Below are 13,968 nucleotides of genomic sequence, written 5' to 3' on the forward strand. Positions count from 1 at the left end.
GCCGATGGGGCCTTTGCAGTAGGGGACAGCTATGAAATTTCTCGATCTTGCGAAGGTCTACATCCGGTCCGGGGCCGGAGGTGGCGGCTGCGTCAGCTTCCGACGCGAAAAGTACATCGAATACGGCGGACCCGATGGCGGGGACGGCGGTAAGGGCGGTTCGGTATGGGCCGAGGTCGTAGATGGACTAAACACCCTGATCGACTTCCGATATCAGCAGCACTTCTTCGCCAAGAACGGCCAGCCCGGTCGCGGTCAGCAGCGCACCGGCAAGGATGGTGATGACATCATTCTACGCGTGCCCGTCGGAACCGAGATTCTGGACGAAGACGAAGAGACCGTAATTTGCGACCTGACAGAAGTTGGTCAGCGGGTCCTGCTGGCCAAAGGCGGCAATGGCGGGTTCGGTAACCTGCATTTCAAATCCGCCACCAATCAGGCCCCTCGCCGCGCCAATCCAGGGCAGGCAGGGATTGATCGCACAATTTGGTTGCGGCTCAAACTAATTGCGGATGTAGGTCTTTTGGGGATGCCCAATGCGGGCAAGTCGACATTCCTGGCAGCCACATCGAACGCTCGCCCCAAGATTGCCGACTATCCGTTCACGACTCTGCACCCGAATCTGGGCGTTGTAGGCGTCGATAACGTGGAATTCGTTGTCGCCGACATTCCCGGCCTGATTGAAGGGGCACACGAAGGCCGTGGGATCGGAGATCGCTTCCTCGGTCATGTCGAACGCTGCGCCGTTCTGCTGCATCTGGTTGACGGCACGTCCGAAACCGTCGCCGAAGATTACCGCACCATCATTCACGAGCTCGAGGCCTATGGTGGTGAGTTGGCGGACAAGCCGCGCATCACCGTTCTGAACAAAGTCGACGCGCTGGACGATGAAGAACGCGAACTGGCGAAGGCCGAACTGGAAGCGGCCGTTGGCGGCCCTGTCATGACCATGTCCGGCGTGGCACATCTCGGCGTGACCGAAGTGCTGCGTGCATTGCGGGCGCAGATTGATGAAAACCGTCTACGGCAAAAACCCACCGAGGAGGCAGAGCCTTGGCAACCCTGACGGATGCCAGCCGCATGGTGGTCAAAATCGGGTCTGCCCTGTTGGTGGATCGGAATACTGGCGAATTGCGGTCGGAATGGTTGCAATCTCTGGCGCGGGATGTGGCTTGGCTGAAGGGGCAGGGGACGGATGTCATTCTGGTGTCTTCGGGCTCGATCGCTCTTGGGCGCGGCGTTCTCGGGCTGCCGATACAGGCCTTGCCGCTCGAGCAATCTCAGGCTGCTGCCGCTGTTGGCCAGATTCGCCTGGCCCGCGCCTATGAAGAGGCGCTGACACCGCATGATATCAAGACCGCGCAGGTTCTGGTAACGCTGGAGGACAGCGCGGACCGGCGGCGGTATCTGAACTCTCGCGCGACGCTTGAGACATTGCTGGGATTGGACGTCGTGCCAATCGTGAACGAGAACGATACGGTAGCGACCGATGAAATCCGGTATGGGGACAATGATCGACTCGCCGCACAGATTGCGGTGACTGTCGGTGCGGATCAGTTAATCCTGCTGTCGGATGTCGACGGGTTCTACACCGGTAATCCGACCGAAGATGCGACCGCCACGCGCTATGATGTGATCGAACGGATCACGCCCGAGATTGAGGCCATGGCCGGTGATGCGGGGTCGGGGCTGTCAAAAGGCGGCATGAAGACCAAGCTGTTGGCCGCCAAGATGGCAACGGCTGCCGGATGTGCCATGGCGATTACCGAAGGATCGCCTCTGAACCCATTGAAAACGCTTGCGCAGGGCGCCAATAGCACCTGGTTCACTGCAACGCTTGATCCTCATGCCGCCCGGAAACGCTGGATATCGGCCATGAAGCCGCGCGGGGAAATTATGGTGGATGACGGTGCAGTTACCGCTCTGACAAACGGTAAAAGCCTGCTGCCCGTTGGGATCGTCGAAGTGACCGGAGAATTCGGGCGCGGTGACCCGGTTACGATCCTGGACCCTGCAGCGCGACCTTTGGCACAGGGGCTCAGCCGGTATACGGCGCAAGAGGCGGACGCGATCAAAGGGCGCAGGTCCTCGGAGATCGAGGCAACCTTGGGCTATCCGGGCCGCGCGGTTCTGATCCATCGCGACGATCTGGCCCTGTGACAGAAGAGTTATGACGACCTGAAAGGCATATGAGATGAAAGATTTCGATAGCATTCCCAGCCTGATGGAAGATCTTGGCAAACGCGCCAAAACGGCCGCGCGCGAACTGGCATTTGCCAGCGCTGAGCGTAAACACGCGGCTTTGATCGCTGCTGCAGACGCTGTTTGGAACAATCGCGCTGACATCATCGAGGCCAACAAGAATGATCTGGAGTTCGGGCGCGAGAAGGGGCTTAGCCCAGCCATGATGGACCGCCTGATGCTGGATGAGGACCGCGTTCAGAGCATGGTTGACGGCTTGCGAACAGTTGCCGATCAGGCCGATCCTGTGGGTGAGGTTATCGCCGAGTGGGACATGCCCACAGGCCTCAATATTCAGCGCGTTCGCACACCCTTAGGTGTGATCGGTGTGATCTATGAAAGCCGTCCGAACGTGACAGCCGACGCCGGGGCTTTGTGCCTGAAATCTGGCAACGCCGTGATCCTGCGCGGCGGGTCCGAGAGTTTTCATTCTTCAACAGCCATTCACGCCTGCCTCGTCCAGGGCCTTAAGGCGGCAAACCTGCCCGAGGATGCCATTCAACTTATCCCGACACGTGACCGCGCAGCGGTGCAGGAACTTTTGACGATGACAGACTATGTCGACGTCATCGTGCCGCGGGGCGGCAAAGGTCTGGTGGGGCTGGTGCAGCGCGAGGCCCGAGTGCCGGTATTCGCCCATCTCGAGGGCATTGTTCACATCTATGTCGACAAAGCTGCAGACCCTCGGAAGACGCTGGAGGTGGTGTTGAACGCTAAGACCCGGCGCACCGGTATCTGTGGTGCCGCTGAGTGTCTGTTGGTGCATCAGGATGTGGCCGCAACGTTGGGCCGAGACCTCATAGCGGGGCTTCAGGCGGCGGGTGTAGAGGTTCATGCGCAAGGTATCCTGGCCAATGACAGTACAACCCCGGCCATTGATGAGGATTGGGGCAAGGAGTTTCTGGACAGCATCATCGCCGCCAAGCCGGTCGATGACATTGATGCGGCGATCGACCATATCAACACCTATGGCTCCAGCCATACAGATTGCATCATGACCGAGGATGATGCAGCGGCGGCACAATTCTTTGAACGTCTCGACAGCGCGATTCTGATGCACAATGCCTCGACCCAATTTGCCGATGGTGGCGAGTTCGGCATGGGCGCCGAGATCGGTATCGCCACAGGCAAGATGCATGCGCGCGGTCCGGTTGGGGCAGCACAGCTGACCAGCTTCAAATATCTGGTGCGTGGGGACGGAACGACGCGGGACTAGAACCGCAATTTCACCTGGGTCGCGGTCGTCTCTGCCGTGATCCGGCGTCCCATCGTCGATGCCGTGTCGGGCAACAAGGCGAACTGAACCTGCGCGGGGCTCAGCTTGTTGGCAAAACGCCCTGTCGTAACGCCTTTCCACAGGCCGGAGTCGAGGTTCAGCTTGTCGGCCATGCCCGTCACGGTCCACCCAGTGCCCTGAACCGTTATGTCGACCTCGCCGCCAAACGGCATCGCGCTTTCGCAGCACATTAGGGCAAGAAACGCGAGCTTCACCTGATTTCGAGGCACCGGTTCGGCCAGGTTCCAATTGATCTTGAGCCGACCAGCGCGCTCCACATCCCTGAGAAGTTCGACCACCTCAGCGCGTCCCAAGGGCTGATCGCTGGCTGATCCAAAGGCGACGCGAAAGAACCGTATCCGTGCCCCGGCGCTGCCGACGCTGCCGGAGATCAACTCCATTTCCGGGCCTTGCACCGCGCCAACCATCTCCAACAGCTCAAGCCCGTTGGTGATTGCCCCGATCGGGCTGATCAGATCGTGACAGATCCGAGAGCCGATCAACTCGGCCAGGTTGACGTCCGAAGCGCCCATGCGTACCTCCTGCTGCATCTGCCGCAGGACCCGGAGCCCATTATGACAGATCTGAATGCCATTCTTGCACCGGGCATGTATGTCCGCCACCCCGATTTCCCCGATTGGGGTGTTGGACAAGTGCAGTCCAATATCGGAGGCAAGATCACCGTTAACTTTCGCGAGCAGGGGAAAGTGGTAATCGACGGAACACGCATAGCCCTGATGCCGGTCTTTGATCTGTGAAACTGGTTTAGGAAAGGTTAACAACTCTGCCGAAACCCACGCTTGTTGCCTTTCTCCGGGCAAACGCGTTATCAGCGCGCAACAGAAAAGATGGACCACCCTTCTGATGCCAGACAAAGGCCCCTCATTCACGATCAAACTTGCCGAGACCGAGGCCGAGCTTCTTGCCGCGCAACGTCTGCGATATGACGTCTTTGTGCGTGAGTTGGGCGGTGGCGGCGAGATGGTCGATCATGAGGCCGGGCTCGAGAAAGACCGGTTCGATCCATTTTTCGACCACATGCTGGCGCGTGACGATTCTACGGGAGAGGTCGTGGGTGTCTACAGGCTGCTCCCTGGTGGGCGGGCTGCCGAACTGGGGCAGTTCTATTCCGAAGACGAATACGACCTGACGGTCCTTAAGCAAAGCGGCCGCAAGCTTTTGGAGCTTGGGCGCTCGTGCCTGCATCCGGATTATCGGGGCGGCACCGCGATGTATCATCTTTGGAACGGGTTGGCAGCCTATGTTGCCGAACGCGATATCGAAGTGCTGTTCGGCGTGGCGAGTTTCCACGGCAACGATGTGCAGAAACTGGCACAACCGCTGTCGATGCTGCATCACAATCATCTTGCGCCGCCGGATCTGCGGGTGCAGGCGCAGCCGGATGTTTTTCAATCCATGAATCTCTTGCCATCCGATGAGTTGGATCGGCGCGCAGCCATGGTTCAGGTGCCGTCGCTGATCAAGGCTTACCTTCGTTTGGGCGGGTTCGTGGGCGAGGGGGCATTCATCGATCATGCCTTCAACACCACCGACGTGTGTCTAATCCTTGACACCGCCCGCATGAACGAGCGTCAGCGGCGCATCTACAGCGGAGCATGACCCGGTGAGCGACCCCTCCTGGCAAAGTGATGAGGCGCCCGACCCGATCGAGCTCGGATTTCTCGGTTGGGTGCTGGTGCTACTGCGCGGCGTCCCGTTAGCCATTCTGGTCTTTGGCGGGCTGATCATTCTGCTTGCAATACGCCTGTTCGAACGCCCGTTATTCGGTATGCAGCGCCCGATAACGCCGTTCATCGCGCAGTTTGTGTGCCGCAACGCGTTCAGAATTCTCGGGATAGGGTTTCGCAGTTCGGGCGTGTTGATGCAGGAGCGCGGGGCCGTGGTCGCCAATCACACCTCATGGCTGGATATCTTCGCCCTCAACGCCCGCAAACGTGTTTATTTCGTCTCGAAGGCCGAGGTGGCGAAGTGGCCGGGCATTGGCTGGCTTGCGCGGGCCACGGGTACTGTTTTCATTGAGCGCAACCCCAAGAAAGCCCGCGAGCAAACCAGAGTATTTGAGGATCGTCTGAAAGCCGGGCATAAGCTGTTGTTCTTCCCCGAAGGGACGTCGACCGATGGCCTTCGTGTTTTGCCATTTAAAACAACGCTTTTCGCTGCGTTCTTCACAGATGAATTGCGGGACTTTATGTATATCCAGCCGGTTTCGGCAATCTTCCATGCGCCTGAAGGGCAACCTGATCGGTTTTACGGCTGGTGGGGGGATATGGATTTCGGTCCTCATCTGCTGAAGACCCTTGGCGCACGCAAACAGGGTTGGGTTGAGGTGATTTATCATTTGCCAGCCAAAGTCAGTGACTTTGAAAATCGCAAGGCGCTTGCTGCCCACTGCGAACAGGCGGTACGGCAAGCGCACGAGTTGGCAAGGCTTGAAAAATAAGGGCGATTGACCCTTGCGTTGCCTCAAAACCTGCCGTATACGCGCGCCATTCAAACCCGCAGGCGGGGTTTGGGCTTTTTAGGGGAGACATCCTTATCAGGCCCGCCGGTTGGAGCATCCGCTTCTTTCACCCCCGCCGAGGCGTAAACCGGAAAAGGAAAATAGCATGGCTCTTCCCGAGTTCACCATGCGTCAGCTGCTGGAAGCTGGCGTTCACTTTGGTCACCAGACACAGCGTTGGAACCCCCGCATGGGCCCGTTCATCTACGGCTCGCGCAATGGCATCCACATCATGGACCTGACCCAGACCGTTCCGATGCTGGATCAAGCTCTGCAGGCCGTTCGTGACACCGTCGCAAAAGGTGGCCGCGTTCTGTTCGTTGGCACCAAGCGTCAGGCTGCTCAGCCGATCGCGGACGCCGCTGAGAAGTCGGCTCAATATTACATGAACCACCGTTGGCTGGGCGGCACGCTGACCAACTGGAAAACCGTTTCCCAGTCGATCAACCGTCTGAACCAGATCGACGAAGCGATGGAATCGGGCGCCGAGGGCCTGACCAAGAAAGAGCGTCTGGGCATGGAACGTGACCAGAGCAAACTGCAGGCTTCGCTGGGCGGTATCCGCGAGATGGGCGGCGTTCCTGATCTGCTGTTCGTCATCGACGTCAAAAAAGAAGCGCTGGCGATCGCCGAAGCTAACAAACTGGGTATCCCGGTTGTGGCTGTCGTCGACACCAACTGCTCGCCCGATGGTGTTGACTACATCATCCCCGGCAACGACGACGCAGCCCGCGCAATCGCACTGTACTGTGATCTGGCCGCACGTGCCGCTCTGGACGGTATGACCGCGCAGATGGGCGCAGCGGGCGTTGACATCGGCGCGTTCGAAGAAGCTCCGGCTGAGGAAGCCGTAGCGGAAGAAGCTCCGGCTGAAGAAGAAGCCGCGCCGGAAGCGAAAGCCGAAGCGTAAGCTGCCCGTCACGTAAATGACATGTGGGGCAGGGTAGACCTGCCCCAATTCCGTTTGAATTGAGGAGAGCCAAAAGATGGCAATCACAGCAGCAATGGTTAAAGAACTGCGCGACTCGACCGGCGCAGGCATGATGGACGCAAAAAAAGCGCTGACCGAAACCGACGGCAACATGGACGAAGCCGTTGATTGGCTGCGCACCAAAGGTCTGGCCAAAGCGGCCAAGAAATCCGGCCGTACCGCAGCAGAAGGCCTGGTGGCCGTTCACGTAAACGGCGGCAACGGTGTTGCAGTCGAAGTGAACTCGGAAACCGACTTCGTTGCGAAGAACGCTGAGTTCCAGGAAATGGTCGGCAAGATCACCTACGCGGCAGAAGGCGTCGACGACGTCGAAGCTCTGCTGGCAGCGGATCTGGGCGGCAAATCGGTTGCGGACACCCTGACCGACAAGATCGCCACTATCGGCGAAAACATGTCGGTGCGCCGCATGTCGAAACTGTCGGGCGACACTGTTGTGTCCTATGTCCACAACGCCGCGACGCACGGCATGGGCAAAATCGGTGTTCTGGTCGCTCTGTCCGGCGGCGATGAAGCCTTCGGCAAGCAGGTTGCAATGCACATTGCGGCTGTGAACCCGGCGGCCCTGTCCGAGGCGGATATGGACCCGGAAGTTGTCGAGAAAGAGAAGCAGGTCCAGATGGACATCGCCCGCGAATCCGGTAAGCCGGAGCAGGTGATCGAAAAGATGATCGTCGGTCGTATGAAGAAATTCGTCGCCGAGTCGACCCTGCTGAACCAGGACTTCGTTGTAAATCCTGACCTGACCGTAGAAGCGGCGGCCAAGGAAGCGGGCGCAACCATCACCGGCTTTGTCCGCATGGAAGTCGGTGAAGGCATCGTGGTCGAAAAAGAAGACTTCGCTGCCGAAGTTGCCAAAGCAGCTCAAGGCTAAGGATCAAATGCAGCCGCGCTGAGGGGCTGTAAACGACAAGAGACCCGGTTGCGTTGCAGCCGGGTTTTTTCGTGCCCAAGCGCCATTCAAAGCCCGGTAACCTGTAGTGTTCGAAAAGATGGGGATTGAGGGGCCCTGCATGATGGGGATGGAAGGGCCCCCCAAAAATTCCGACAAAGAGACGTGGACGAATAGACGCCTCAGAGCCAGAGCGATCAGAGAGCCTTGGTATTGCAAAGATCCGACCAAAACGTTCCCTGGCTAAAGCCACCACTCACGGAACTATGCCAATTTGCAATTTTAAAGTGAGATTCGGAAAGTCATGTATTCCTTACCCTAGGTCAATTTGACGCAACTTAGCATCAAATACGGGTCATGCTTCCATTACAAACATCTGATTCTGCAAGGCGGCTTTGAGGACAGCCTGAGCAGTGGTTTCAACCGAAAGCGCCTCGCGCGCCAGCCGGAGGTGCTTTTCCACGGTCGCCGAAGTCAATCCCATCAACAACGCAATGTCTTGTGTCGTCTTTCCGTCGCCCACCCATTGCAGGGCTTCGCGCTGGCGTTTTGTCAGGGCGCGGTTGGGGGCATGATACGGCAAGGTCAGGATTTTCAGATGGGCGACGTTGTTCATCAGCAAGATATCTTCGCCGTGTTTTTCCCAGACCTTGTTTATTTCTTTCTGACTGTGACCGCGAGCCGCAAGCGAGATCGCCCCTTTGTAACGCATCGAGACAGAGTTGAAGCTGACCGTATAACCTACTGTAATGCCGCGCGATTTATTGAACTCGAATACTCTGCGTTCCTCGGGCGACATAACACCGCTGGACATCATCTCATGGATCATACTCCAGCTTGCAGCGCCTTCGTTGTTCAAGGCCCAGTTCACCATGGGCGCATGAAAATACAGGCCGGACTGAACAAAACCATCCAGGTAATCTCGGCAGTGGTTGGTCAGGATCACGAAATCTTCGGGATCACCCAATGACGTCGCTGTCCGATACTGCGTGTACCCATAGAGCAGCCGATCAAATCCGAACTTCTCCATCTGGCGGCAATGTGCATCCCAAAGCTCTTCCAGAGTTTTCGTGTAGCTCAGAAAATTCAGATACTCCTTGAGGTTCATTCAGTGCCCCTCTCAGCCAGATGGGCGGCGAGGGCGTTCAACGCCAGAACATAGCTTTGCGCACCAAAACCGCAGATCTGGCCAATAGCGACTGGGGCGATATAGGATTTGTGTCGAAACACCTCACGCGCGTGAATGTTGGACAGATGAACCTCGACCACCGGCACTTCGGCTGATGAAATCGCATCCATCAGCGCGACCGAGGTGTGCGTGTATCCGCCTGCGTTCAGGACGATACCATCCTGCACACCGCGGGCAGCGTGGATCGCATCAATCAACGCGCCCTCGTGGTTTGATTGGAGATGGGTCACCTTCTGACCCTGAGTTTTGCCATGCGAGATGCACAAGTCTTCGATCATCTTCAGCGTCGTAGCGCCGTAGACCTCGGGTTGCCGTGTTCCAAGCAGATTCAGGTTCGGGCCATTCAGAACCAGGATATTGTGCATCTTCAAACTGCCCCCATTTTCCTTTTTTCTTAAACCCGAAAACCTGGGTCGTCCAGCGACCTTCGCTCTTATGGGTAGAGCTTACTTGTCGCATATTGACCGGAGAATCCGGTTGAGAATGTAACGCTATTCACACATCTTCCATTGTGACCACAACTTTACCGAGAGCTTCACGTCGATCCAGCATACCTAACGCGTCTGACGCGCGTGCCAGTGGAAGCTGCGCGCTGATACGCGGTGTGATTTTTCCTGCGTCATACAGTCGGAACAAGTCCGTCATATTTCGGGCATGTCCTTTCGGATCACACAGAACCGATGCGCCCCAAAACACACCGACGATCTGGCAGCCCTTAAGTAAAGTCAGATTCAATGGGATACTGGGAATACCGGCAGGAAAGCCAACGACCAGATAGCGCCCGCCCCAGGCCATACTGCGTAGAGCGGGCTCAGCGTAGTCTCCGCCAACCGCATCATATATCACATCGACGCCGTCAGCCCCGGCTCGCGACTTGATCTCAGCAGAAAGAGCTTTTTGCGCTTCCCGGTCCAGTTCGGGTGGATAGATCAGTGTGTCATCCGCGCCGATCTCTTTGCAAAACCGGGCCTTATCCTTAGATGACACCGCAGCGATCACGCGTGCCCCCATGGCTTTGGCCAGTTCGATGGCCGCAGACCCGACGCCTCCTGCCGCGCCGAGCACCAGCAACGTCTCGCCCGGCTGCAGCTGCGCGCGGTCCTTGAGAGCGTAGTAAGAGGTGCCATAGGTGAAGATGAAACAAGCCGCCTCTTCGAACGGCATTGCATCCGGGATTTTGACCGCGATCTCTGACTTCAGAGCCAACTGCGTCGCGAACCCCCCATGCCCCGTCAGCGCCAGAACCCGATCTCCGGGGGTGTAGTCTGCGACGCCTGCGCCAACCGAAAGTACCTCGCCCGCGATTTCGCCGCCGGGGGCGAAAGGCCGGGGCGGCTTTATCTGGTACAGGTCCCGGATCATCAGAGTATCGGGAAAGTTCACCCCGGCGGCACGTACTCGCACCACGATTTCGCCCGCCTCAGGCACCGGATCGGGCAGGGTGGTCAGTTCCAAAGTCTCGGGACCGCCCGGTTTGACGCTGAGTAATGCCTGCATGTGTTCCTCTTATCCCTTGCTTCGCCTGCTTTGAAATCGTTGGATTACAAACGTGGGTTGTCAAGAAGACGACCCCACGGCTTCCGTAACGACAGGCGGACGGCCCCGATTGCCCGGAAGGAGACCACATGACGCCCGAAGCACTATTTTCACTCTGCGGCAAGACTGCGCTGGTGACCGGCGGAGCCACTGGCATTGGCCGGATGGCAGCCGAGGCGATGGTTCGGGCCGGGGCGCATGTCCTGATTGCCTCGCGCAAGGGTGACGCTTGCGAGGCGGTCGCCGCAGAACTGAACGCCCTGGATGCACCGGGTTCTGCTGAGGGTTTTGCCGGAGATATCAGCTGTGAGGCGGGGATTGATGCGTTAGTCGACGAGGTAAAAAACCGAACGCAATCTCTTGAAATATTAATGAATAATGCCGGTGTCACCTGGGGTGCGCCGATGGGGCAGTTTCCCTATTCAGCGTGGGACAAGGTCATGTCAGTCAACGTCGCTGGTATTTTCGACCTGACCCAGAAGTTGCTGCCAATTCTGATGAAATCCGCAACCCCCGAGGACCCTGCGCGTGTGGTCAACGTAGGTTCCGTCATGGGGGAGGTGCCTATGGGCGACGGGGCTTACAGCTATTCCGCGTCGAAAGCGGCGGTAATTCACCTGTCCAAAATTATGGCCAAGGAACTGGCACCCTATCGCGTCACGGTAAATGCCCTGGCTCCGGGACCGTTTGTCTCGCGCATGACAGCCTTCGCGACCGAGGACGAAACCAAGCGCGAACGCGTGGGCAAGGGGGTTCCGCTGGGTCGGGTGGGCCAGGCCGAGGACATCGCTGGCTGTCTGCTGTTCCTGTGTGGCCGGGGAGGCAGCTATATCACCGGGGCGGTTTTACCGGTCTCCGGCGGCATCAACGTACAAACGGGTGGCAATATTTTCGCCGATGCTCTCTAGCTGCCATGCGATGCAAAGGTGGCCCAGATGAAGAAAGAAAGTAACACATTGGATATCAGTGCAGTAGATAGATATCTTAAAGCGCATCTAGTTGGGTATGAAGGCCCGCTCGAGGCGACGAAGTTCGCTGTGGGCCAGTCCAATCCCACCTATCTGCTGCGCACGCCCGCACAGACTTTTGTTCTTAGGCGCAAGCCTCCCGGAAATCTGTTGAAGTCCGCCCATGCGGTGGATCGCGAGTTTCGCGTACAAGGGGCGCTCGCCGACAGCAACGTGCCGGTACCACGGATGTTTCTGCTTTGCGAAGATGACAGCGTGATAGGGTCCGCCTTTTATGTGATGGAACATCTGCAGGGGCGCATATTTGTCGATCCTGTCATGAAGGGTGAAGACAACGCCACACGAGCGGGCGTGCTGGATGAGATGAACCGTGTATTGGCCGATTTGCACATGGTCGATATTGATGCAGCGGGCCTTTCGGATTACGGGCCACCGGGAAATTACTTCGAAAGACAGATTGCCCGCTGGACCAAGCAGTACCGTGCCTCCGAGACCGATAAGATCGCTGAAATGGATCAGTTGATCGGCGCGCTGGAGCAACAGATTCCTGAGGATGATAACCAGAGGACACTGGTCCATGGGGATTACCGCATAGATAACCTGATGTTCGAGCCCAATGGCACCGCTTGCATCGGGGTTTTGGATTGGGAACTGTCGACCATCGGTCACCCCTATGCGGACCTTGCTGCCGTTATCATGCAATGGCAATTACCTCCGGGCAAAGAAGGCCGCGGTCTTGCCGGGGTGGATCGGGCAAGTCTGGGGCTGCCGTCTGATCAAGCGTTCATTGCCGACTATTGCGTGCGCCGTGGCCTTACGGGGATTGAAAATTTCGGCTTCTACCTTGCCTTCAACTTCTTCCGGATGGCCGGTATTCTGCAGGGGGTTTATAAACGCGCGCTCGATGGGAATGCGTCTGACCCAAAGCGGGCGCAGGCGTTTGGCGCCTATGTTCCGGTCTTCGCCCAACACGGCCTGTCTGCGCTTCTCAAGGAGTAAGGGGAAAACTACAGGCCTTTTGTCATTTTCAGCAAATCCGGCAAAATCCCGCAGTTCTGGCTTTTATCGTGCGCTTCAGAGAGGCAAGATCACGCAATTAATACGGAGCACCGTCAATGGGATTAGACCCGACTGCGCAGACCCATATCCGCAATTGGATGAACCGATATGTGGATCAAAGGAAATACGCCGGCAGCGCACTTCTGATCCGTCAAAACGGGCAGGAAGCCTTCTTTCACGCCTGCGGGCGCCGTTGCGTCGAAAACGATTTGCCATTTCAGCGCGACAGCCTGGTTCGGATTTATTCGATGACCAAGCCCGTCACGTCAGTCGCGCTGATGATGCTGGTGGAACAGGGGCTGTTTCATCTCGATGCCCCGGTTTCCGATTTCCTGCCAGAATTTGCATCCATGCAAGCACTGATTCCGGGTGCAACCCGCCTTGACCAGACCGAGGATGCACCGCCACCAAGCCTGCATCAGTTGCTGACGCATACCAGCGGTCTGAGCTACCCGTTCAATCCCGGCGTGCTGCCCAGGGCCATGGACGAGCACGACCTGATCTTTTCCCCTCAACAGGGTTCACTGGCCGATCGGGTCGAACTGTTGGCGCAGCTACCGCTGGCATTTCAACCCGGCGCGCGTTGGGAATACTCGGTCGGTATTGACGTGATCGGCCGCGTGATCGAAGTCGTAGCAGGTATGTCGCTGGCCGCGTTTTTTGCCGAGCACGTTTTTCGACCTCTCGATATGAATGAAACCGCATTTTCCGTGCCATCGGGGGCAGGGGAGCGGTTTGCATCGCTTTATACCCCGCTCGAAGGCGATGCGATGGCGCTGAACGCGGCGAAGACGGGGGGCGATACACTTCGTTTGGTGGATAGCGCCGGACATTCGCCGTTCGAGTGTGCAACCACCTTTTCCGGCGGTGGCGGGTTGATCAGTACCATCGACGACTACAGCACGTTCGCCGAGATGCTACACAGCAAAGGGACTGGGAATGGCGCTCGGCTGCTGGGTCCGAAAACGGTAGAATTCATGTTTCACAATCATTTACCGGGCGATATCGCCTCGATGGGACCACAGAGTTTTGCCGAACAGCCCATGGAGGGCACAGGTTTCGGCATCGGAGGAGCAGTGACCCTGAACCCGGCGCGGGTCCGGTGCCCTGGATCAGTTGGCGATTTCGGCTGGGGTGGCATGGCCTCAACCTATTTCTGGATTGATCAGGTCAATCAGCTGTCTACCGTGTTCTTTACCCAGCTGTCGCCATCCAGTTCCTACCCGTCGCGCGCGGAACTGAAGGCACTCGTCCATGCCGCGCTCGTTGAATGATCCGCAACCGGATGATACCGGGAA

At 57.8% G+C, this 13,968-nt stretch carries 15 protein-coding genes; 11 read left to right on the top strand and 4 right to left on the bottom strand.

Translation table 11 applies throughout. The annotated features are described in order from the left end of the window. The first annotated feature begins 31 nt into the window (after positions 1-31). From obgE to RA27_RS05075, 3 genes are read left to right on the top strand one after another with little or no spacing between them, the layout of a single operon-like run. Positions 32-1,066 carry a GTPase ObgE gene (gene obgE / locus RA27_RS05065; RefSeq protein WP_039535516.1) on the top strand — a complete coding sequence of 345 codons (1,035 nt, stop codon included), beginning with the start codon at positions 32-34 and terminating at the stop codon, positions 1,064-1,066. After that, positions 1,054-2,160, top strand: a complete 1,107-nt coding sequence (proB, locus tag RA27_RS05070; RefSeq protein ID WP_039535517.1) for a glutamate 5-kinase — start codon at positions 1,054-1,056, stop codon at positions 2,158-2,160. Before obgE ends, proB begins: the two co-directional genes overlap by 13 nt. A gap of 34 nt (positions 2,161-2,194) precedes the next feature. Beyond that, positions 2,195-3,457 carry a glutamate-5-semialdehyde dehydrogenase gene (locus tag RA27_RS05075; RefSeq protein WP_039535519.1) on the top strand — a complete coding sequence of 421 codons (1,263 nt, stop codon included), beginning with the start codon at positions 2,195-2,197 and terminating at the stop codon, positions 3,455-3,457. On the opposite strand, the gene RA27_RS05080 is transcribed toward RA27_RS05075, so the two are convergent. Further along, a complete protein-coding gene (locus tag RA27_RS05080; RefSeq protein ID WP_039536998.1) occupies positions 3,454-4,050 on the bottom strand; it encodes a histidine phosphotransferase family protein in 597 nt (198 codons plus the stop codon). The two genes, RA27_RS05075 and RA27_RS05080, sit on opposite strands and share 4 nt — an antisense overlap. 42 nt (positions 4,051-4,092) lie before the next feature. Here RA27_RS05080 and RA27_RS05085 point away from each other — a divergent pair, with 42 nt between their 5' ends. The 5 genes from RA27_RS05085 to tsf all read left to right on the top strand — a co-directional run bounded on the left by RA27_RS05085 (position 4,093) and on the right by tsf (position 7,900). Then, positions 4,093-4,275 (top strand): DUF3553 domain-containing protein, encoded by a 183-nt coding sequence (locus RA27_RS05085; protein WP_039535521.1) that lies wholly within the window; start codon positions 4,093-4,095, stop codon positions 4,273-4,275. 106 nt (positions 4,276-4,381) lie between these two features. Beyond that, positions 4,382-5,137: a GNAT family N-acyltransferase gene (locus tag RA27_RS05090; protein WP_039535523.1), complete on the top strand. Its 756-nt coding sequence runs from the start codon at positions 4,382-4,384 to the stop codon at positions 5,135-5,137. 4 nt (positions 5,138-5,141) lie between these two features. Further along, a complete protein-coding gene (locus RA27_RS05095; protein ID WP_039535525.1) occupies positions 5,142-5,978 on the top strand; it encodes a 1-acyl-sn-glycerol-3-phosphate acyltransferase in 837 nt (278 codons plus the stop codon). A gap of 166 nt (positions 5,979-6,144) precedes the next feature. Continuing rightward, positions 6,145-6,948: a 30S ribosomal protein S2 gene (rpsB, locus tag RA27_RS05100; protein WP_039535527.1), complete on the top strand. Its 804-nt coding sequence runs from the start codon at positions 6,145-6,147 to the stop codon at positions 6,946-6,948. A gap of 76 nt (positions 6,949-7,024) precedes the next feature. Then, complete coding sequence (gene tsf, locus RA27_RS05105; protein WP_039535529.1) at positions 7,025-7,900, top strand: translation elongation factor Ts; 876 nt, start codon at positions 7,025-7,027, stop codon at positions 7,898-7,900. A 373-nt stretch (positions 7,901-8,273) separates the two neighbouring features. On the opposite strand, the gene RA27_RS05110 is transcribed toward tsf, so the two are convergent. The 3 genes from RA27_RS05110 to RA27_RS05120 all read right to left on the bottom strand — a co-directional run bounded on the left by RA27_RS05110 (position 8,274) and on the right by RA27_RS05120 (position 10,604). Next, the gene (locus RA27_RS05110; protein ID WP_039535531.1) at positions 8,274-9,026 is read right to left on the bottom strand and encodes an autoinducer binding domain-containing protein; all 753 of its coding nucleotides are present in this window, start codon (positions 9,024-9,026) and stop codon (positions 8,274-8,276) included. Beyond that, positions 9,023-9,472, bottom strand: coding sequence for a type II 3-dehydroquinate dehydratase (gene aroQ, locus RA27_RS05115; protein ID WP_039535532.1), 450 nt, complete (start codon positions 9,470-9,472; stop codon positions 9,023-9,025). The genes RA27_RS05110 and aroQ overlap by 4 nt, the downstream gene beginning before the upstream one ends. Positions 9,473-9,602: 130 nt before the next feature. Then, the gene (locus RA27_RS05120; RefSeq protein ID WP_039535533.1) at positions 9,603-10,604 is read right to left on the bottom strand and encodes an NADPH:quinone oxidoreductase family protein; all 1,002 of its coding nucleotides are present in this window, start codon (positions 10,602-10,604) and stop codon (positions 9,603-9,605) included. 128 nt (positions 10,605-10,732) lie between these two features. Here RA27_RS05120 and RA27_RS05125 point away from each other — a divergent pair, with 128 nt between their 5' ends. The 3 genes from RA27_RS05125 to RA27_RS05135 all read left to right on the top strand — a co-directional run bounded on the left by RA27_RS05125 (position 10,733) and on the right by RA27_RS05135 (position 13,944). After that, on the top strand, positions 10,733-11,551 hold the full coding sequence (locus tag RA27_RS05125; RefSeq protein WP_039535535.1) for an SDR family NAD(P)-dependent oxidoreductase: 819 nt from the start codon (positions 10,733-10,735) through the stop codon (positions 11,549-11,551). Between the two features lie 27 nt (positions 11,552-11,578). Next, positions 11,579-12,610, top strand: coding sequence for a phosphotransferase (locus tag RA27_RS05130; RefSeq protein ID WP_039535538.1), 1,032 nt, complete (start codon positions 11,579-11,581; stop codon positions 12,608-12,610). 116 nt (positions 12,611-12,726) lie between these two features. Beyond that, positions 12,727-13,944, top strand: a complete 1,218-nt coding sequence (locus tag RA27_RS05135) for a serine hydrolase domain-containing protein (protein ID WP_039535540.1) — start codon at positions 12,727-12,729, stop codon at positions 13,942-13,944. Positions 13,945-13,968: the final 24 nt, after the last annotated feature.

The organism is Ruegeria sp. ANG-R, from assembly GCF_000813985.1.
In the GTDB taxonomy this organism is placed as follows: Bacteria; Pseudomonadota; Alphaproteobacteria; order Rhodobacterales; family Rhodobacteraceae; genus Ruegeria.